The 17,828-nt window shown below is 71.7% G+C and carries 18 protein-coding genes; 9 read left to right on the top strand and 9 right to left on the bottom strand.

Features of this window, described 5'->3' with window-relative positions; translation table 11 throughout:
• Positions 1-112: 112 nt before the first annotated feature.
• Both HNR02_RS21295 and HNR02_RS21300 read right to left on the bottom strand, forming a co-directional pair.
• Positions 113-547 carry a limonene-1,2-epoxide hydrolase family protein gene (locus HNR02_RS21295; RefSeq protein WP_179774890.1) on the bottom strand — a complete coding sequence of 145 codons (435 nt, stop codon included), beginning with the start codon at positions 545-547 and terminating at the stop codon, positions 113-115.
• Positions 548-563: 16 nt separating this feature from the next.
• Positions 564-1,496, bottom strand: coding sequence for a TauD/TfdA dioxygenase family protein (locus HNR02_RS21300; protein WP_179774891.1), 933 nt, complete (start codon positions 1,494-1,496; stop codon positions 564-566).
• 205 nt (positions 1,497-1,701) lie between these two features.
• On the opposite strand from HNR02_RS21300, the gene HNR02_RS21305 reads away from it, so the two are divergent.
• The 4 genes from HNR02_RS21305 to HNR02_RS21320 all read left to right on the top strand — a co-directional run bounded on the left by HNR02_RS21305 (position 1,702) and on the right by HNR02_RS21320 (position 6,912).
• A complete protein-coding gene (locus HNR02_RS21305) occupies positions 1,702-3,360 on the top strand; it encodes an NAD(P)/FAD-dependent oxidoreductase (RefSeq protein ID WP_179774892.1) in 1,659 nt (552 codons plus the stop codon).
• Complete coding sequence (locus HNR02_RS21310) at positions 3,357-4,781, top strand: ATP-binding protein (RefSeq protein ID WP_179774893.1); 1,425 nt, start codon at positions 3,357-3,359, stop codon at positions 4,779-4,781. Before HNR02_RS21305 ends, HNR02_RS21310 begins: the two co-directional genes overlap by 4 nt.
• 257 nt (positions 4,782-5,038) lie before the next feature.
• A complete protein-coding gene (locus HNR02_RS21315) occupies positions 5,039-6,280 on the top strand; it encodes a sensor histidine kinase (RefSeq protein ID WP_179774894.1) in 1,242 nt (413 codons plus the stop codon).
• Entirely contained in the window at positions 6,265-6,912 is a 648-nt protein-coding gene (locus HNR02_RS21320; protein WP_179774895.1) for a response regulator transcription factor, read from the top strand. Before HNR02_RS21315 ends, HNR02_RS21320 begins: the two co-directional genes overlap by 16 nt.
• Positions 6,913-7,000: 88 nt before the next feature.
• Here the strand turns inward: HNR02_RS21320 and HNR02_RS21325 are convergent, their stop codons facing one another.
• The 4 genes from HNR02_RS21325 to HNR02_RS21340 form a co-directional block, all read right to left on the bottom strand.
• Positions 7,001-7,444, bottom strand: coding sequence for an ATP-binding protein (locus HNR02_RS21325; RefSeq protein WP_179774896.1), 444 nt, complete (start codon positions 7,442-7,444; stop codon positions 7,001-7,003).
• 83 nt (positions 7,445-7,527) lie between these two features.
• Positions 7,528-9,687, bottom strand: a complete 2,160-nt coding sequence (locus HNR02_RS21330; RefSeq protein WP_179774897.1) for an ATP-binding SpoIIE family protein phosphatase — start codon at positions 9,685-9,687, stop codon at positions 7,528-7,530.
• 85 nt (positions 9,688-9,772) lie between these two features.
• Complete coding sequence (locus HNR02_RS21335; RefSeq protein WP_179774898.1) at positions 9,773-10,807, bottom strand: LCP family protein; 1,035 nt, start codon at positions 10,805-10,807, stop codon at positions 9,773-9,775.
• Entirely contained in the window at positions 10,804-11,319 is a 516-nt protein-coding gene (locus tag HNR02_RS21340) for a SigE family RNA polymerase sigma factor (protein WP_179774899.1), read from the bottom strand. Before HNR02_RS21340 ends, HNR02_RS21335 begins: the two co-directional genes overlap by 4 nt.
• A gap of 103 nt (positions 11,320-11,422) precedes the next feature.
• Between HNR02_RS21340 and HNR02_RS21345 the strand changes: the two genes are divergently transcribed.
• Complete coding sequence (locus tag HNR02_RS21345) at positions 11,423-12,187, top strand: metallophosphoesterase (RefSeq protein ID WP_179774900.1); 765 nt, start codon at positions 11,423-11,425, stop codon at positions 12,185-12,187.
• A 23-nt stretch (positions 12,188-12,210) separates the two neighbouring features.
• Here the strand turns inward: HNR02_RS21345 and HNR02_RS21350 are convergent, their stop codons facing one another.
• Positions 12,211-12,438: a hypothetical protein gene (locus HNR02_RS21350; protein WP_179774901.1), complete on the bottom strand. Its 228-nt coding sequence runs from the start codon at positions 12,436-12,438 to the stop codon at positions 12,211-12,213.
• 167 nt (positions 12,439-12,605) lie between these two features.
• Here HNR02_RS21350 and HNR02_RS21355 point away from each other — a divergent pair, with 167 nt between their 5' ends.
• Genes HNR02_RS21355 through HNR02_RS21365 form a run of 3 tightly spaced genes read left to right on the top strand, consistent with a single transcriptional unit; the run spans position 12,606 to position 16,127 of the window.
• Positions 12,606-14,843: a xanthine dehydrogenase family protein molybdopterin-binding subunit gene (locus HNR02_RS21355; protein ID WP_179774902.1), complete on the top strand. Its 2,238-nt coding sequence runs from the start codon at positions 12,606-12,608 to the stop codon at positions 14,841-14,843.
• Between the two features lies 1 nt (position 14,844).
• Complete coding sequence (locus HNR02_RS21360) at positions 14,845-15,315, top strand: (2Fe-2S)-binding protein (protein WP_179774903.1); 471 nt, start codon at positions 14,845-14,847, stop codon at positions 15,313-15,315.
• Positions 15,312-16,127 carry an FAD binding domain-containing protein gene (locus tag HNR02_RS21365; RefSeq protein WP_179776048.1) on the top strand — a complete coding sequence of 272 codons (816 nt, stop codon included), beginning with the start codon at positions 15,312-15,314 and terminating at the stop codon, positions 16,125-16,127. The genes HNR02_RS21360 and HNR02_RS21365 overlap by 4 nt, the downstream gene beginning before the upstream one ends.
• A gap of 211 nt (positions 16,128-16,338) precedes the next feature.
• Here HNR02_RS21365 and rraA read toward each other — a convergent pair whose 3' ends face one another.
• Together rraA and HNR02_RS35560 are read right to left on the bottom strand one after the other, a co-directional pair.
• Positions 16,339-16,806 carry a ribonuclease E activity regulator RraA gene (gene rraA / locus HNR02_RS21370; RefSeq protein WP_179774904.1) on the bottom strand — a complete coding sequence of 156 codons (468 nt, stop codon included), beginning with the start codon at positions 16,804-16,806 and terminating at the stop codon, positions 16,339-16,341.
• Entirely contained in the window at positions 16,803-17,102 is a 300-nt protein-coding gene (locus tag HNR02_RS35560; protein ID WP_179774905.1) for an ArsR/SmtB family transcription factor, read from the bottom strand. Before HNR02_RS35560 ends, rraA begins: the two co-directional genes overlap by 4 nt.
• 48 nt (positions 17,103-17,150) lie before the next feature.
• Here HNR02_RS35560 and HNR02_RS21380 point away from each other — a divergent pair, with 48 nt between their 5' ends.
• Positions 17,151-17,750, top strand: coding sequence for an HAD family hydrolase (locus HNR02_RS21380; RefSeq protein WP_179774906.1), 600 nt, complete (start codon positions 17,151-17,153; stop codon positions 17,748-17,750).
• The last annotated feature ends 78 nt before the right edge of the window (positions 17,751-17,828 follow it).

Genomic DNA, 17,828 nt, shown 5'->3' on the forward strand with positions numbered 1-17,828 from the left:
GACCGCGTCCCGGCGGTGCCGCGTTCGCACCGCTTCTCCGGCAGGTCCATTCCGGATACCGGGCCCGCGCCCGCGGGGAAGCGCCGTCCGGTCGCGCTCGCGCCGCGGGACGTCAGTCGCGCAGGCGGGCGCGGGCGAGCGCCGTGGACACGCCGGTCACGACGGCCCGCCCCGCGCCGCGCACGCTGGAGGCGAGCACCGTGGTCCAGTCGAAGTAGTCCCGCCACAGCACGATCCGCCCGTCACGCACCTCGAAGGTGCCGCAGACCCAGAACCGGGCGTCCCAGGATCCGGCACGCAGCACGTCGGTCCGTTCGGTCAGCACGATCGGGCCGTCGGCGGCGATGTGGTGCACGCGCGCCTCGAAGCCGATGCGGTAGCGGCTGAGCATGCGCAGCTGCTTCTCCACGGCCTCGACGCCGCGCGCCGGGGGCAACGGCACGTTCTGGTACACGACCTCCGCGTGGACGAAGGACAGGGCGCCGTCGAGGTCGTCGTGTTCGAGGGCCGTCAGGAACGAAGTGACCGTGCTCTTCGGGTCCGCCATGTTCCCAGGCTAATGGTCAGAAGGGGCGGTCACCGGCGATCGCGACGCGCTCGGCGATCCGCGGATGCGGGTGGTAGTCGTTGACGGCGTAGTGCTGGGTGGCGCGGTTGTCCCAGAACGCGACGGAGTTCGGGCGCCAGTGGAACCGCACCTGGTACTCCGGCACGTGCGCCTGCGCGAACAGGAACCGGAGCAGCCGGTCGCTTTCCGCGCGGTCCAGGCCGGCGATGCACGTGGTGAAGGCCTGGTTGACGAACAGGGTCCGCCGCCCGGTCTCCGGGTGCACGCGCACCACCGGATGCTCGACCGGCGGGAAGCGGTCCTGCCAGCGTTCCAGCAGCCCGGGATCGGCGAACCGGGCGAACCCGGGCACGAAGTCGTGGATCGCGCGCAGGCCGTCGACGCGCTCGCGCACCTCGTCGGGCAGGTTGTCGTAGGCGGCGGCCATATCGGCCCAGAGCGTGTCACCGCCTCGCGGTGGCACCTCGACCAGGCGCAGCACCGAGCCGAGCGCGGGTTCCGGCCGCCACGTCACGTCGGTGTGCCAGATGTTTTCGAACCCGGGCATCCCGGCGTTTCGCGCGAAGCGGGTCACCTCGGCGGAGTCCCCGGCCGGGAGGAACGGGTTGGTCTCCAGCGGACCCCAGTTCCGCGCGAACGCCCGCTGCTGCGCCGGGCTGATGTCCTGGTCGCGGAAGAAGAGCACCTTCCACTCCAGCAGCGCGCGGTTCAGCTCCGCCCGGAGGTCCGCGGTCAGGGGTGCGCGGAGGTCCACGCCGGCGATCTCGGCACCGATCAGCGGTCCCAGAGGCCGCAAGTGGAACCTCTCGTAGGTTCGCGGCTGGGCATTCTCGTGCAGGCGCGAGAGGCGGCGAGGACCTTCCGGGATGCCGTCGGCCGGAACCTCGGCCGAGCGCAGGCGAACACCCGCGGGCAGTGCGGTGGACATGGCGCGAACCTCCCGGAAATGCCTGGTGGCAAAGGAAAACGGGCATGGGTGCGAGGCCCGGGACGACCGCGGCTCCCCCGGGACGGCAGGCACATCTCAGAGATCACCAGGACTGCCCGGAAGCGGCAAGATACGTCCAGTATGTGGTCCGCTCGTGCGGGAAAGGACTGACCGCGAGACCCTGTCAGGCCGTAGTGTTTGCGTCGTGAGCCTGCCCATCCTGATGACCGTCGACGACGACCCGGCCGTATCCCGGTCGGTCGCCCGTGACCTGCGCCGCCGCTACGGCCAGGACTACCGCGTCGTCCGCGCCGCCTCCGGCGCGGACGCGCTCGACGCGCTGCGCGAGATCAAACTGCGCGGGGACGCGGTCGCCGCGATCCTCGCCGACTACCGGATGCCCCAGATGGACGGCATCTCGTTCCTGGAACAGGCCATGGACCTGTTTCCCGCCGCCCGGCGAGCCCTCCTGACCGCCTACGCCGACACCGACGCCGCCATCCAGGCCATCAACGTCGTCGACGTCGACCACTACCTGCTCAAACCGTGGGACCCGCCCGAGGAGAAGCTCTACCCGGTGGTCGACGCGCTCGTGGACGCGTGGCGCGCGGCCGGTGACCGGTCGGTCGGGGAGACGAAGGTGATCGGGCACCGCTGGTCGTCGCCGTCCTTCAAGGTGCGTGACTTCCTGGCGCGCAACTCCGTGCCCTACCGCTGGTACTCGGTCGACGAGCCGGAGGCCTGCCGCCTGCTCGACGCCGCGGAGTGCGCGGCCGAGGACATCCCGGTGCTGATCACGCCGGACGGCACGGTGCTGCGCAAGCCCGGGGGTGAGCAGATCGCCGACGCGGTCGGCCTGTCCACCCGCCCGGCATCGGAGTTCTACGACCTGATCGTCGTCGGCGGCGGGCCCGCGGGGCTCGGCGCCGCCGTCTACGGCGCCTCCGAAGGGCTGCGGACCGTGCTGGTCGAGCGGCGGGCCACCGGGGGACAGGCGGGGCAGAGTTCCCGCATCGAGAACTACCTCGGCTTCCCCGACGGCGTGTCCGGGGCGCAGCTGACCGACCGGGCCCGCCGCCAGGCCCAGAAGTTCGGCGCCGAGGTGCTGACCACCCGTGACGTCACGGGGCTGGAGGCGCGGGGGTCGGCGCGCGTCGTGAAGTTCGGTGACGGCAGCGAGATCGCCGCGCACGCCGTGGTGCTCTCCACCGGGGTCTCCTACCGCGCGCTGGAGGCCGAGGGCGTGGCCGGGCTGACCGGCCGCGGCGTGTTCTACGGCTCGGCCTCCACCGAGGCGCCGGACTGCGCGGACGAGCACGTCTACATCGTCGGGGGCGCCAACTCCGCCGGGCAGGCCGCGGTGTTCTTCTCCCGCCATGCCAAGGAGGTTTCGATCCTGGTGCGCGGCCCGTCGTTGCAGGCGTCGATGTCGCACTACCTGATCGAGCAGATCGAAGCCATCGGCAACATCCACGTCCGCACCCGCACCACCGTCGAGCGGGCGCACGGCACCGATCACCTCGAGGAGCTCACGTTGTCCGACCGGGAGCGGGGCCTGACCGAGACCGTTCCCACCGGGCACCTGTTCGTGTTCATCGGCGCGGCGCCGCGCACCGAATGGCTGGGTGACGAGGTTTTGCGCGACGAGCACGGATTCGTCCGCACGGGCCCGGATCTCGTCGTCGAGGGCAGGCGGCCGCCGGGATGGGATCTCGACCGCGACCCGCTCCACCTGGAGTCGTCCATCCCCGGTGTGTTCGTGGCGGGGGACGTCCGCGCGCAGTCGGTGAAGCGGGTGGCGTCCGCGGTCGGCGAGGGCGCCATGGCCGTCACGCTCGTGCACCGCTACCTGGAGGCACGATGACCGAGCCACAGCTGACCCGCGACTTCCTGCGTGAACTGTTCCTGTTCACCGACCTCGACGACGGCCAGCTCGACTGGATCCTCGACCACGCCCAGCTGGAGCGGTACCCGGCCGAGACCGCCATCATCAGCGAGGGCGATCCGGCGACGTGCTTCTACGTGCTGCTGTCCGGTGCACTGAGGATGACGCGGCTGGTCGGTGGCAGCGAGGTGGAGACCGTGCGATCCGACCAGCGCGGCGCCTACTGCGGGGCGACGCAGTTCTTCTACGGGCAACACCAGCAGCGCTACGGCGCGTCGGTGTACGCGGTCACCGACCTGATGTTCCTCACGTTGCCAGCCAAGGAGTTCGCGGAGATGTTCCGCAGCTGGTTCCCGATGGCCACGCACCTGCTGGAGGGCTCCTACCTGGGGTGGCGCAACACCGACGCGCTCATCGGGCAGCGACGGCGGCTGCTCGCGCTGGGGGAGATGTCGGCCGGGCTGACGCATGAGCTGAACAACCCGGCGGCGGCCGCTGTGCGAGCCACCGCGGCGCTGCGGGAGCGGGTCGCGGGCATGCGGCACAAGCTGGCGGTGCTGGCGAAGCGGGACATCGAGCCCGACCTGCTCGAACTGCTGCTCGACGTGCAGGAACGGCTGGTGAAGCAGGTGGCCGACGCGCCACCGCTGACGGCGATGCAGCAGGCCGACCGCGAGGACGAGATCGGTGACTGGCTCGACGAGCGCGACATCGAGCAGGGCTGGGACCTGGCCTCGATCTTCGTCGCGGCCGGACTCACCGCGGACAGCCTGGATCACGTGCTGGACTCGGTCGGGGACGCGTTACTGGACGGAGCGCTGCGGTGGCTGGCGTACGCGCTGGAGACCGAGATGCTGATGGGGGAGATCGAGGACTCGACCACCCGCATCTCGGCGCTGGTGGGTGCGGCCAAGCAGTACTCGCAGATGGACCGGGCGCCGCACCAGTGGATCGACGTGCACGACGGCCTCGACTCGACGCTGGTGATGCTGGGCGGCAAGATCGGCACCGGTATCGAGGTGGTCAAGCACTACGACCGCGAGCTGCCGACGGTCCCCGCCTACGCCGGTGAGCTGAACCAGGTGTGGACCAACATCATCGACAACGCGGTGAGCGCCATGGGCGGCTCGGGAACCCTGACCCTGCGCACCTCTCGCGAAGGTGACCGGGTGGTGGTCGAAATCGGCGACACCGGACCGGGCATCTCGGCGGAGACCAAGCAGCGGATCTTCGAACCGTTCTTCACCACGAAGCCGGTCGGTGAGGGCACGGGGCTGGGCCTGGACATCTCGTGGCGCATCGTGGTGGACCGGCACCGCGGCGACATCCGGGTGGAGTCCCAGCCCGGCAGCACCCGGTTCCACGTCTACCTGCCGACGACCGAGCAGGCTTCGGAGTAGGCGGAAGGAGGGAGCCATTCGACAGCAGCCCGGCGAGCTGCCGCGCCGACCGTCGGCACGACGACGTCCAAGATCGTTCTCCCCGGCACCGGGAAGCCCGTTCCCGCGCTGTCCACCAGAAACCGGCGCTTCGGTGGAAGGCGTGGGCCTGGACGCACAGGTGGGTGGGCCCAGCCCCACTTTCGCCGCTGTCCGCTGGGCACCGGGCATCGCGCTGGGCACAGTGGGACCACGACGAGGGGACGTGGAGGAGGATCATGGGGCGGATGGTGTCGTGGTGCGCCGAGGCCGGGCGGGGGTTCTGGCGTGCGTGCGTGGTGATGGTCGTGAGCATGCTGGTCCCGGCCGTCTGGGGCGCCGCGGTCGCGTTGACGGTCTGGTGGGGCAATCCGTGGGCCGGTATGGCGCCGTTCGTGTTCGCGTGCCTCGGGACGTTCGCGCTGTCCCGTCCGGTGTGCCAGGTTTTCCGCGGTCTCGTGCGGCGGTGGACGGGAACCGTCGTGCCCGCGGGGTACCGGGAAGCCGGGCCGGTGACGCGGATGTCGACCGGCTACTGGTGGAACGGCGTCTCCTACGCCCGCACCGCGGAAGAAGCCCGCGAGGACCAGGAGCTGCGGAACCGGTGGACCGATCCCGCCACCTGGCGGGATCTCCGGTTCACCGCGATCGTGCCGGTCACCGCGGGGCTGGTCGCGGCCGTGCCCGCCGCGGGGCTCGTCGTCGCGGGCGTCGGGTTCGCCAGGGCCACACCGGTCGCGGCGCTCGGTCTGGTCGTGGCCGTCGCCGCCGCGCCCTACGCCTGGCGTCCGGTCGTGCCGGTCACGGTCCGGTTCCTGGGCGCCTCGCCGTCGATGCGGCTCGCCGACCGGGTGGACGAGCTGACGGCGCAGCGCGCGGACACCACGATCGCGCAGGCCGCCGAGATCCGCCGGATCGAACGGGACCTGCACGACGGGGCGCAGGCCCGGCTCGTCGCGCTCGGCATGTCGCTGGCGACCGCGGAAAAGCTGATGGACACCGACCCCGGGCAGGCGAAAACCCTCCTCCGGGAGGCCCGCGCGGGCGCCACCACCTCGCTGGCCGAACTGCGTGACCTGGTCCGTGGCATCAGCCCGCCGGTGCTCACCGAGCGCGGCCTTGTCGACGCCGTCCGCGCGATGGCCCTGGACAGCCCGCTCTCGGTGACCGTCGAGGCGGGCGCGCCGCCGCGGCTGGATCCGCCGATCGAGTCGGCCGTGTACTTCGGCGTCGCCGAACTGCTGACCAACGCCGCCAAACACGCGCACGCCACCGCCGTCCGGATCTCCCTGGCCCACGACGGCGCCGCGCTCGTCGCCGAGGTCGAGGACGACGGCCGTGGTGGAGCGGGCGTCCGGCCGGGCGGGGGGCTGGAGGGACTGCGCCGTCGTCTCGCGGTCTTCGACGGCACCCTGGAGATCAGCAGCCCGGCGGACGGCCCGACCCTGGCGAGGATGATGGTGCCGTGCGAATCGTCGTAGCCGAGGACCTCTACCTGCTGCGCGACGGCATGGTCCGCCTCCTCGAGTCCTTCGGGCACGAAGTGGTGGCCACGGCGGCCACCGGCCCGGAGACGCTCGACGCGCTGCTGAAACTGCGGCCGGACGTGTCCGTCGTGGACGTCCGGATGCCACCGACCCAGTCCGACGAGGGCTTGCGGGCCGCACTCGCGGCACGGCGCGAGGTGCCCGGGCTGCCGGTCCTGATCCTGTCCCAGCACGTCGAACAGCTTTACGCGCGCGAGCTGCTGGCGGACGGCTCCGGCGGAATCGGCTACCTGCTCAAGGACAGCGTGTTCGACGCAGGCCAGTTCGTCGACGCACTGGGCCGGGTGGCAGGCGGCGGCACCGCGATGGACCCGGCCGTCATCGCCAAACTGCTGGCGGGCGGTACCACGAACCGTCGGCTCGACCGGCTCTCCGAACGGGAACACTCGGTGCTCGGCCTGATGGCCGAGGGACTGTCCAACCAGGCCATCGCCCGGCGGCTCTTCCTCAGCGACAGCGCCATCAGCAAGTACACGACCTCGCTGTTCGGCAAACTCGGCATCACCGACGACGACAACAGCAACCGCCGCGTGCTCGCCGTCCTCGCCTACCTGAACGACGGCTGAGGCACGTCCGCAAGGACCGGCGTGGCGGTGCGGGTGCCGGTGACTCGCGACGAAGCGCGGGTAGCGGTACCCAGCGCGCGGCCGCGGTCTAACTGCACCGGGCCGCGTCGCGCAGGCGGCCCGGTGCACCCGGGCTCGGGAGCGCCGGCCAGCGCATCCGCACCGTCGTGCCACCCGGCCCGGGCGCGACCTCGGCCCGGTCGGACAGCGCGTGGATCAGCGGCAGCCCCCTGCCGTGCAACGGGCCCGGGTCTTCCGCGGGCGGCAGCCAGCGTCCCCGGTCGCTCACCGTCACGTCCACGGCGTTCCCGCGCAGCTCGGCGGACAGCTCCAGCGAGCCGTCCGCACGCGCGGGATAGGCGTGGGTGACGACGTTGACCATGGCCTCGTACGTCGCGAGTGCCATGGCTTCGGCGGTGTCGTCCGGCAACTTCACCTCGTGCGCCCAGCGGGTGAGCGCATGTCTCAGGCTCGTCGCGTTGTGCGACCGGGCCGGCACGAGTCGGTGCAGGCGATGGTCTCCGGCGTGCATCGAAGTCCCCTCGGCGTGTGGTGAACCGGCTGGGGGTTACCCACGGTGTCCGGATTACACACGGGGAATTCGCCGGAACCGGTCTACCCGGTCGTCAGCTCCGCCCACACGATCTTGCCCTCGGGGGTCGCGCGCGTGCCCCACCGGGCCGACGCCGACTCGACCACCCGCAGCCCGCGATGGTCGTTCCCGCCCGCCGCCAGGAGGTGCGGCAGCGCGCCGGTGCGGTCCGCGACGCCCACCGTGAGGCTGCGGCCGTCGTGGAACAACCGCAGCGTCAGTGGCGCCGACGAGTGCTGCATCGCGTTCGCCACCAGCTCGGAGGCGATTTTCAGCGCGGAAGCGACCACCTCGCCGCCGAGATCCCACTCCGCCAGCCGCGCACGGACGAACTCACGCACCACCGCGAGGTCGACCTCCCGCGTCAGAGACATCGACGCGACCCGCCGGTGCGCGCCGCGGTGGTCGACGTACAGCAGCGCCACGTCGTCGTCGTGGCCGTGCCCGGTCATCCGTTCGATCATCGCGTCGCAGCCGGCTTCGAGATCGCCGTCCTCCGGCAGGGCGCGCAGCTCGGCCAGCAGCTCGTCGATCCCGGCGCCCAGATCCCGCGTGCGGCTCTCCACCAGACCGTCGGTGTACAGCACGAGCCGCATCCCCGGCGGGAACGGCGTCTGCTCCTGCGGGTACTGCTCGCCCACGCCCAGCGGCATGCCCAGCGCCTCCGCGATCTGCCGCGCCGAGCCGTCGGCGCCGATCAGGATCGCGGGAAGGTGACCGGCGTTGGCGAAGGTCAGCGACTCGTCGATCGGATCGTGCACCGCGTACAGGCAGGTGATGAACTTGGCGCCGGGGGTGGTCCGCGCCAGCTGCGACACGTTGTGCAGCACGTCGGACGGCGGCAGGTCCAGCAGCGCGTAGGACCGGATCGCGGTGCGCATCTGCCCCATCACCGCGGCCGCCGGGACCCCGCGCCCCACCACGTCGCCCACCACGAACGCGGTCCGGCCGCCGGGCAGCTGGATCACGTCGAACCAGTCGCCGCCCACCTCCGATCCGGCCGCGGCGGGCAGATAGCGCGAGACGATCCGCAGTCCGGGAATGTCCGGCACCGCGGGCAGCATGCTGCGCGCCAGTTCGGTGGCCATCGACCGGTGCCGGGCGAACAGGCGCGCGTTGTCGAGCGCGATCGCGGCGTACCCGGCGATGCCTGCCGCGATCTGCTCGTGCCGCTCGGTGAACCGGCCGGGCTCGGGGTGGGCGAAGAAGAACCCGCCGAGCACCTCCCGCGTGGTCGGGGTGATCACCGGGACGGCCAGGTAGCTGCGCACCGGCAGGTGGCCTTCGGGCATCCCGTGGTACGGCGCGTTGTGGCCGTAGCGCGGGTCCTGCGTGATGTCGGCGCTGCGCACGATGCCGCTGCCGGAAAACGTCGCCGCGAACACCTGCGTGTTGCGGGGCATCGGAAAGCCGTCGAAGGTCTCCTTCGGGATCCCGGACAGCGTGTAGAGGGTGTAGGACTCGCCGTACTCGTCGATGAGGTTGTAGAAGAACGCCCCGAACGCGGCGGCGGTGCCGCGGGTGGCCGCGTCGGTGGCGTCCTGCACCAGGGTGTCGATGTCGAGCTGGGCGGTCAGCCGCCGCCCGACCGTCTGAAGGGTGTCCACGAGCTCGACCTCGGCGCCCGCGCGGTCGGCGGCCTGTTCCAGTTCCGCGCCCCGCACCCGCGAGACGTCCTCCAGCATCACGAGGTACTCGCGGAGCGCATCCTCGCGTTCCGCGGCTGTTCCGCGGGCCAGCAGCCCGGCGCGGACGCTGACGGCGATCGCGCGGGCGGCCCGCTCCGGCAGCTCGGTCGGAGCGGGCAGCACGAGCCAGAAGGACCGGCCCCCGGACAGCGGGCCGCCGAAGGCCAGCACGCCCGCCGTCCGGACCACGGGAAAACGCTCACCCGGCGGCCGGGAGGCGATGGCCTCGGCCAGTGCGCCCCGCGACCACGCCCTTCCGTCCGCGGCGAGCAGGACGGGTGGCGAACCCTCGTCCACGGTGAACAGCTCCGCCAGCACGCGTCCGGCGAAGCCGTCCCGCAACCGCCGGATGACCGCCTGTGCCGCGGTGGGCAGATCCGGCGCGTTCTCGGCTTCGGCGCGCAGCATCGAGGCGACCCGGATGGTCTCCGACAGGCCGAAGACCGCGGGGTCGAACGTCCCCGCGGCCCCGCTGTCGGCCTGCCGCCCGGTCATCGGTCCCCTCCACGTCGGCGGCTGTCAGCCTAACCCCGTGGCCGCGGGAGGACACCGCTCCGGGCGGTGACGAACCGATCGGTGCTCAGTTCACGCACTCCTCCGGCGCTGTCGGGGGCGCGGCGGGCAGGTCCGCCACGAACGTGCGCACCTGGTCCGGTTCGAGGCCGATCGTGCCCGTCCGGTCGCGCTCCGGTTCGGCGATGGGCACGGTCGCCAGCCGCACGTCGTCGCCGCGGATTTCGCCGAGCAGCGCGGCGAAGGAGAGCAGGTCCCACCCCGGATCGACCCGGACGGCGTCGCGCGCGGTCTGGACCAGCGAGTTCACGAACCGCGGGTCGGCGAGCATGTTCCCGTCGAGCACCTTCTCCGCCGCGGCACGCAGGAACGCCTGGAGCCGCACGACGCGGTCGAGGTCCCCGTTGGGCAGGCCGTGGCGTTGCCGGAGGAAGGCCGGCACCGACGGCCCGGTCAGGACCTGTGGCCCGGCCGGGAACGACGCACCGGTCACCGTGTCGTGGGTGGCGGCGCGCAGGCAGACCGGCACTCCCTGGAGCGCGGTGGCGAGGTCGGCGAACCCCGGCAGCCCGACCAGGCCGTAGTGGTCGATATGGGTGCCGGTGAGCTGCTGGACCGTGTCGACGAGCGTGCGCGTACCGGCCTCGGCCGCGGCCTTTTCGTCCAGGCCCTGCTGCAGGGCGGCCTGTTTGCCGCTGGCGTAGGCGCCGCTCAGCCTGCCCTCGCCGAATCCGGGGATGTCGACCCACGAGTCGCGGGGGATGGAGGCGAGCGCGGCGGTGCCGTTCCGCCGGAACTGGCCGAGCACGATGGAGTCGGCGTAGTCGTGGTCGTCGAAACCGACGAGCAGCACGTTCTGGTCGGGGGCGGGCGGCGTGCCCACCACCGGTTCGCTCCGCTGGAACATCCGCGGCACGAGTACCGCGGCGACGGCCACGACCACGACGGCCGCGGCGGCCGCGATCAGGATCGGGGTCCGGTTGTGGCGCGGCTCGGCGCGGCGGCGTTCGAGTCCGGCGAGCACGGTGCGAGGGTCCGGGCGCCGCGCGGCTTCGGCGGCCAGTGCGGCGCGGACCAGCTGGTCGGTGCGGTCGGGGGTCATGACAGTGCCTCCGTCACGGGTCGGCGCCGTCCACGCTCGTCGGTTCGCAGCGTGCTCAGGGCGCGGGAGATGTGGCTGCGGACCGTGCCCGCCGAGCAGCCGAGCGCTTCGGCGATCTCGGCGTCGGTGCAGTCCTCGTAGAAGCGGAGCACGATCGCGGCGCGCTGCTTGCGCGGCAGGGCGGCGATGCGGGTGCGCATGGCGTCGCGTTCCGCGAAGTGGTCGGCCGGGTCGGCGGTGGGCGCCGCGAGTGCTTCCAGCGTGCTGTTCGCCGCGGCCACGTTGCGGGAGGCCTTCCGCCGCCGCCACGACAGGTACTCGTTGGTGATCATCTTGCGCACGTAGCTCTCGGGGGCCCGGAGCCCGGCGATGCGTGCCCAGCGTTGCTGGGCACGCAGCAGGGTCTCCTGCACCACGTCCTGTGCGAGGTGGGGGTCGCAGGTCAGGGCCGTGGCGTAGCGGAGCAGGCGGTCGAGGCGCTCGGCCACGAAGTCGTCGAAGCGGTCCCGCACCGGCGTTCCTTTCGGTTCTTCGGGTTGTGCGTCTCCAACGCGCCGGGGACCCCGAGTTGTTGAATCCCGCCGGAAAATTCTCGCAGCCGGTTAGGGTCGCGCCATGACGGTCCTCGCGCACCTGTCCGACCTCCACCTCGACGGCGGCGAACGCAACGCCGCGCGCGCGGCCCGCGTGGTGCGCTACCTGGCCGGACTGCCCCTCCCCGTGGACGCCGTGCTGGTGACCGGCGACCTGGCCGATCACGGCGAACCCGGCGAGTACGCGGAGGTCGCCGAGCTGCTGGCCGGCCTGCCGTACCCGGTGTTCCACTGCCCTGGCAACCACGACAGGCGGCCCGCCTACCGTTCGGTCCTGCTCGGGGAGGCGGAGTCGGCGGGCCCGGTCGACCGGACCGGCCACGCGGCGGGCGCGGTGTTCGCGATGTGTGACAGCAGCATCCCCGGCAGTGGCGCGGGCCACCTCGCGGACGAGACGCTGGAGTGGCTGGACGGCGTGCTGACCGAGGAGGCCGGGCGGCCGGCGTTCGTCGCGTTCCACCACCCGCCGGTGGTGCTGCACCACCCCCTGCTCGACGAGATCCGTCAGCACGAGGCGCGGCGGCTGGCCGAGGTGATCGCGCGGCACCCGGACGTGGTGGCGCTGTTCTGCGGGCACGCGCACACACCCGCGGTGAGCACGTTCGCCGGGCGGCCGCTGGTGGTGGCGCCCGGGGTGGTCTCGACGCTGTCGCTGCCGTGGGAACCCGGCGGCGACGCCGGATGGGCGGACGGCGGCCCCCTCGACCACGACCGGCCACCTGCCCTGGCGTTCCACGTGGTCGACGAGGAGCGGCGCCTCACCACCCACTTCCGGCTGTGCCCCTGACGACACCCCCGCGCGGAGTCGTCCTAACGCGCGTCCACGCGGGCCCGGTGGACGCCGGGGCACCAGCCGGAGCGGGTCGTGCTGTGGCGGCCCGGTGGTGGCACGACGGTTCCGTGCAGTTCGGCGTCGAGCGACCAGTGCAGGAAATCCTCCTCCCACGGCCGGTTCCGCAGTTCCTGGCGTTCGGTGAGCTCGGCGTGCGTCGCGGCGAACTCACGCAACCCGATGAGGATTCGGCTCAACAGTCCCATACCTGGAGCGTGCTCCAGCAAGCACTGTCCCACGAGTGGCAGGACTGCGGATGTTCGGCAAAATACTGCCATCGAGGTTTTCCGCTTCGCGGAAGGAATCTCCCCGCGCGTGACTTCGCTCGCACCGGCAGGCATGATCGCGGAGTATCCGTAGTGGGAGGCCAGTTTTGAGCATCGTCGGCACCAGGGTGGTCCGGATCGAGGACCACCAGCTGATCACGCGGGGCGGGACCTACGTCGAGGATCTGCGGGTGGAGGCGCTGACCGGTGCGGTGCACGCGATGTTCGTGCGCAGCCCGGTCGCGCACGCGCGCGTCACCGTCGACGCCTCCGCCGCGCTCGACGCGCCGGGCGTCGTCGCGGTCTACACGGCCGCCGACCTCGACCTCGCGCCGCACAAGGCCGGTCCGGTCGTCGAACCGTGGCTCGCCGACGGCGTCGTGCGCTACGTCGGCGAGCCGGTCGCGCTCGTGCTCACCGAGGAGCGCTACCAGCTCGCGGACGCCGCCGAGCTGGTCGACGTCGATTACGACCCGCTGGACGTCGTCGCGAGCATCGACGCGGCACTGACCGGCGAGACCGTCCTGTTTCCCGACCAGGGCACCAATGTCCTCCAGGCCGGCGACGGCGAGTTCGACGACGCGGCCTTCGCCGGCTGCGAGGTCGTGCTGTCGCACACGATCCTGAACCAGCGGGTCGCGCCGGCGCCGCTGGAGGTGCGCGGCGCGGCCTGCGCATGGGGCGAAGACGGCCGGTTGACGTTGTGGCTGTCGACGCAGAACGCGCAGATCTCGCGCGCCACCGTGGCGAAGGGACTCGGCGTCGAGGCGGCGGACGTCCGCGTGGTCACGCCCGACGTCGGCGGCGGGTTCGGCGCGAAGATCGGCACCGATCCGGAGTCGGTGGTGCTGGGCTGGGCGTCGAAGCGCTCCGGCCGCGCGATCCGCTGGGTGGAGACCCGCAGCGAAAACCTGGTCTCGATGACGCACGGCCGCGCGCAGCAGAACACCGTCACCATCGGCGGGCGCCGCGACGGCACCGTGCTCGCGTTCCGGCTGGAGGTCGTGCAGGACGCCGGCGCCTACCCGCGCACGATGTTCCTGCCCACGCTCACCGAGCTGATGGCCACCGGCGTCTACCACTTCCCGAAGGTGGAGACGAGCAACCGCGCCGTCGTCACCAACACCACGCCCATCGCGGCGTACCGGGGCGCCGGGCGACCGGAGGCCACGGCGGCGATCGAGCGCGCGATGGACCTCTTCGCCGCCGAGATCGGCATGGACCCGGCCGAGGTCCGGCGCGTCAACTTCATCCGGCCCGACGAGTTTCCCTACTCCTCGCCGACCGGTGCCACCTACGACACCGGCGAGTACGCGAAGGCGCTGGACCAGGTCCTGGAGGCCGCGGGCTACGCGGATCTGCGCGCCGAGCAGGCCCGGCGACGCGAGGCGGGCGATCCGGTGGCGCTCGGGCTCGGGCTGGCCACCTACGTCGAGATCACCGGTGGTGACTCGGGCGGCGAGAGCGGGAAGATCACCGTCAACCCGGACGGCTCGGTCACCGCGTGGACCGGTTCCTCACCGCACGGGCAGGGCCTGGACAGCACGCTGGCGATGCTGTTGTCCGACCAGCTCGGCGTGCCGATGGACCGCATCACGATCCGGCACGGCGACACCGACGAGGTGCCCAGGGCGATCGGCACGTTCGGGTCGCGGTCGCTGCAGCTGGGCGGTTCCGCGCTGCGTCAGGCCGCCGACCAGGTGATCGAGCAGGCCCGCGCGCTGGCCGCCGACCGGCTGGAGGCCAGCCCGGACGACCTGGAGCTGTCCGAAGGTGTCTTCGGGGTGCGGGGCGCACCGGCGAGCGGCGGGGTCACCTGGGCGCAGATCGCCGAGCAGACCGACCTGACGGCCGACGTGTGGTTCGGCGACGGTTCTCCCACCTTCCCGTTCGGCGCCCACCTGGCCGTCGTCGAGGTCGACACGCTCACCGGGAAGGTCGTGCTGAAGCGGATCATCGCCTGCGACGACGCCGGACCCGTCGTGAACCCGCTCGCCTTCCAGGGGCAGCGGCACGGCGGGCTCGGCCAGGGCGCGGCGCAGGCGCTGCTGGAGGTCATGAACTACGACGCCGACGGCAACCCGACCACGGCGACACTGGCGGACTACTCGTTCATCTCCGCGCCCGAGCTGCCGGACTTCGAACTGGTCGATTCCGAGACGCCCACGACGCGGAACCTGCTGGGTGTCAAGGGAATCGGGGAGGCCGCGACGATCGGCTCGACACCCGCGGTGCACAACGCGGTCGTCGACGCGCTGTCCCACCTGGGCGTGCGTCATCTCGACATGCCCACCACCCCGCTGCGGGTCTGGCAGGCGCTCACCGAAGCGAGGAAGGCGAACTGACGTGAAGGTCTCGATCGAGATCAACGGCACGACGGTCTCCGAGGAGGTCGAGGACCGGACCCTGCTGGTCCACTTCGTGCGTGAGCAGGCAGGCCTGACGGCGACGAACATCGGGTGCGACACCACGTCGTGCGGGGCGTGCACGGTGCTGCTCGACGGCGAGTCCGTCAAGTCGTGCACGGTGCTGGCCGCGCAGGCCGACGGTCATGCGGTGACGACGCTGGAGGGACTGCACGGCGACGAGGGCGATCTGCATCCGCTGCAGCGGGCCTTCCGCGAGGAACACGGTCTGCAGTGCGGGTTCTGCACGCCCGGCATGATCATGGCCTCGGTCTCGTTGCTGGAGGGCAACCCGAAGCCGACGCGGCAGGAGGTGCGTGACGGTCTGGAGGGGAACCTGTGCCGCTGCACGGGTTACCACAACATCGTCAACGCGGTGATGAACGCCTCGGGTCAGGAGGTCCAGCGGTGATCCCGGCCCGGTTCACCTACCAGCGAGCGTCCTCTGTGGACGAAGCGCTCGCGGCGGTCGCCGAGCACGGCGACGACGCGAAGCTCCTCGCCGGCGGGCAGTCGTTGCTACCGTTGATGAAGCTGCGGTTCGCCGCACCCGAACTGATCGTCGACATCGGACCGCTCGACGAGCTACGGTACGTGCGGTTGGATGGTGACGAGCTCGCCGTCGGAGCCATGACGCGCCACCACGACCTGCAGCACGACGCGGTACTGGCCGAACATGCACCGGTGCTCGCGCAGGTTGCGGCATCGGTGGGAGACCCGCAGATCCGCCACCGCGGCACGATCGGCGGTTCCCTGGTGCACGCGGACCCGGCCGCTGATCTTCCCGCGGCCGTCCTGGCGCTCGACGGGACGCTGATCGCGCGCGGTCCTTCGGGCGAGCGCCGGATCCCGGCCGCCGAGTTCTTCCAGGGCCCGTTCGAAACCCCGTTGGCGCCGGAGGAGTTGCTGACCGAGATCCGTGTGCCGGTGCAGGACGGTCTCGGGTGGGGGTTCGAGAAGTTCACCCGCCGTGCCCTGGACTGGGCGATCGTCGGCGTGGTGGTCGCCGGACGGTCGGTGGCGCTGGTCAACATGGGCGGGACACCCTTGCGGGCTTCTGCGGTGGAGGCGGCGTTGGCTCGCGGTGCTTCGGCTGCGGAGGCGGCTTCGGTTGCGGCTGAGGGGACTTCGCCTGCCGATGAGCCTCATGCGACGGTTGAGTACCGGGAGCATTTGGCGCGTGTGCTGACCGAGCGGGCTTTGGTTTCCGCTGGGGTTTCTTGAGGGGGCGCCACGCGGGTTTCTCAAGCGTCGGCTTCGGTTCGCTACGCCCCGATTGTGGCCGCCGATCAGGCGGGGTCAAGGCGGAAAGAGTACCTTGACCCCGCCTGATCGTCCGCAGAACCGGACTGTGGATCGGGTCCGGGAGGGGCGGATCAACTGCGAGCCTGCGAGCCCGGCGCTTGAGGTACCCGCGTAGCGCGCCGCGGACCGGCTACGAAAGCAGAACAACCCCGTCATCATCCGCGTACAGCGAATCGCCGGGAACGAACGTCACCCCGCCGAATCCGACCGGCACATCCACGGCCCCATTCCCGGCCTTGCTGGATTTCCGCGGATTGGTCCCCAAAGCCTTGATCCCCAGGGCCAATCCGGCAAGCACCGCCGAATCGCGCACCGCGCCGTTGATCACCAGCCCGGCCCAGCCGTTCTCGACCGCCGACGCCGCGATCAGGTCGCCGGTCAACGCCGTGTGCAGGGAACCCCGTCCGTCGACGACCAGCACGGCACCGTCGCCGGGTGTGCGGAGCAATTCACGGACCAGGCCGTTGTCCTGGTAGCACGACACAGTCCGGACCCGTCCGGAGAACGTGCGGTGTGCTCCGAACTGGCGGAACTGCGTGTCGCACACCCGGAGGTCGTCGCCGTGCTCGTCGACCAGGTCGGCGGTGGAGAAGGTCACCCGGATCGCCTTTCGTCGTGGTGAGCTTGCCGGATCGAGTCCAGCAAGCCGGGGAAGCGCGCGCTGACCTCGGCCCGGCGCAGGGTCACGAAACTGCCGTTGCCCGCGTCCCGCTGCCGGATCAGCCCCGCCTGCCGCAGCACCCGCCAGTGGTGGGTACGAGTCGACTTGGCGACCGGCAGATCGAACGACGCGCACGCGTGCTCGCCGTCCGTGCGGTCCAGCAGGTCGACGACCACCCCGCGCCGGTGCGGATCGGCCAGCGCCGACAGCACGGTGCCCAGATCGAGGTCCATCGCGCTTCCCCTTGTCGTAGGTACGAAGACGATAGTACCTTCTGGAGCATGCTGCTCGTCTTCGACATCAACGAAACCCTGCTCGACCTCGCGCCCCTGGACGAGGTCCTCGGCGGGACCGAGGTCCGGACCCGCTGGTTCGACCTGGTCATCCGCACCGCGCTGGTGGTCACCGCGAGCGGCCGGTACCAGGACTTCGCCGAGATCGCCGGGGCCTGCGCCCGCACCGTGGCACCCGAGGCGGACGTGCCCGCGCTCGGCCGGACCCTGCGGTCGCTGCCCCCGCACCCGGACGTCGTGCCCGCGCTGACGGAGCTGCGCGAACAGGGGCACCGGCTGGTCGCGCTCGGCAACTCGCCGCAGGCCGTGGTGGAGTCGCAGGTCGCCGACCTCGGGTTCGACGCGGTGTACTCGGCCGAGGCGGCCGGGGCGCTCAAACCATCGCCGAAAGCGTATGCGCTGGTCGAGCACGGCGGCGAGCCCCCGGTGATGATCGCCGCGCACGACTGGGACATCGCCGGAGCGCAGGCCGCCGGGATGCGCACGGCCTTCGTCACCCGCGACGGCCGTCTCCCGCTGCCCGCCCACCCGAGTCCGGAGTGGACGGTCACTGACCTGGCCGTGTGGGCCCGCTCCCTCCGCCCCTGACCCCGCGTCCCGCACCGGCCAACACGGTGACCCGAGCGGCCAACACGGTGACCCGAGCGGCCAACACGGTGACCGGAG

The organism is Amycolatopsis endophytica (assembly GCF_013410405.1).
Classification (GTDB): domain Bacteria; phylum Actinomycetota; class Actinomycetes; order Mycobacteriales; family Pseudonocardiaceae; genus Amycolatopsis_E; species Amycolatopsis_E endophytica.

Bases quoted from the DNA above. Each gene is read 5' to 3' on its own strand.
- HNR02_RS21335 (WP_179774898.1), bottom strand. From the start codon at position 10,807: ATGACCCCCGACCGCACCGACCAGCTGGTCCGCGCCGCACTGGCCGCC.
- HNR02_RS21295 (WP_179774890.1), bottom strand. From the start codon at position 547: ATGGCGGACCCGAAGAGCACGGTCACTTCGTTCCTGACGGCCCTCGAA.
- HNR02_RS21325 (WP_179774896.1), bottom strand. From the start codon at position 7,444: ATGCACGCCGGAGACCATCGCCTGCACCGACTCGTGCCGGCCCGGTCG.
- HNR02_RS21300 (WP_179774891.1), bottom strand. From the start codon at position 1,496: ATGTCCACCGCACTGCCCGCGGGTGTTCGCCTGCGCTCGGCCGAGGTT.
- HNR02_RS21330 (WP_179774897.1), bottom strand. From the start codon at position 9,687: ATGACCGGGCGGCAGGCCGACAGCGGGGCCGCGGGGACGTTCGACCCC.
- HNR02_RS21310 (WP_179774893.1), top strand. From the start codon at position 3,357: ATGACCGAGCCACAGCTGACCCGCGACTTCCTGCGTGAACTGTTCCTG.
- HNR02_RS21345 (WP_179774900.1), top strand. From the start codon at position 11,423: ATGACGGTCCTCGCGCACCTGTCCGACCTCCACCTCGACGGCGGCGAA.
- HNR02_RS21315 (WP_179774894.1), top strand. From the start codon at position 5,039: ATGGGGCGGATGGTGTCGTGGTGCGCCGAGGCCGGGCGGGGGTTCTGG.
- HNR02_RS21350 (WP_179774901.1), bottom strand. From the start codon at position 12,438: ATGGGACTGTTGAGCCGAATCCTCATCGGGTTGCGTGAGTTCGCCGCG.
- HNR02_RS35560 (WP_179774905.1), bottom strand. From the start codon at position 17,102: ATGGACCTCGATCTGGGCACCGTGCTGTCGGCGCTGGCCGATCCGCAC.
- HNR02_RS21380 (WP_179774906.1), top strand. From the start codon at position 17,151: ATGCTGCTCGTCTTCGACATCAACGAAACCCTGCTCGACCTCGCGCCC.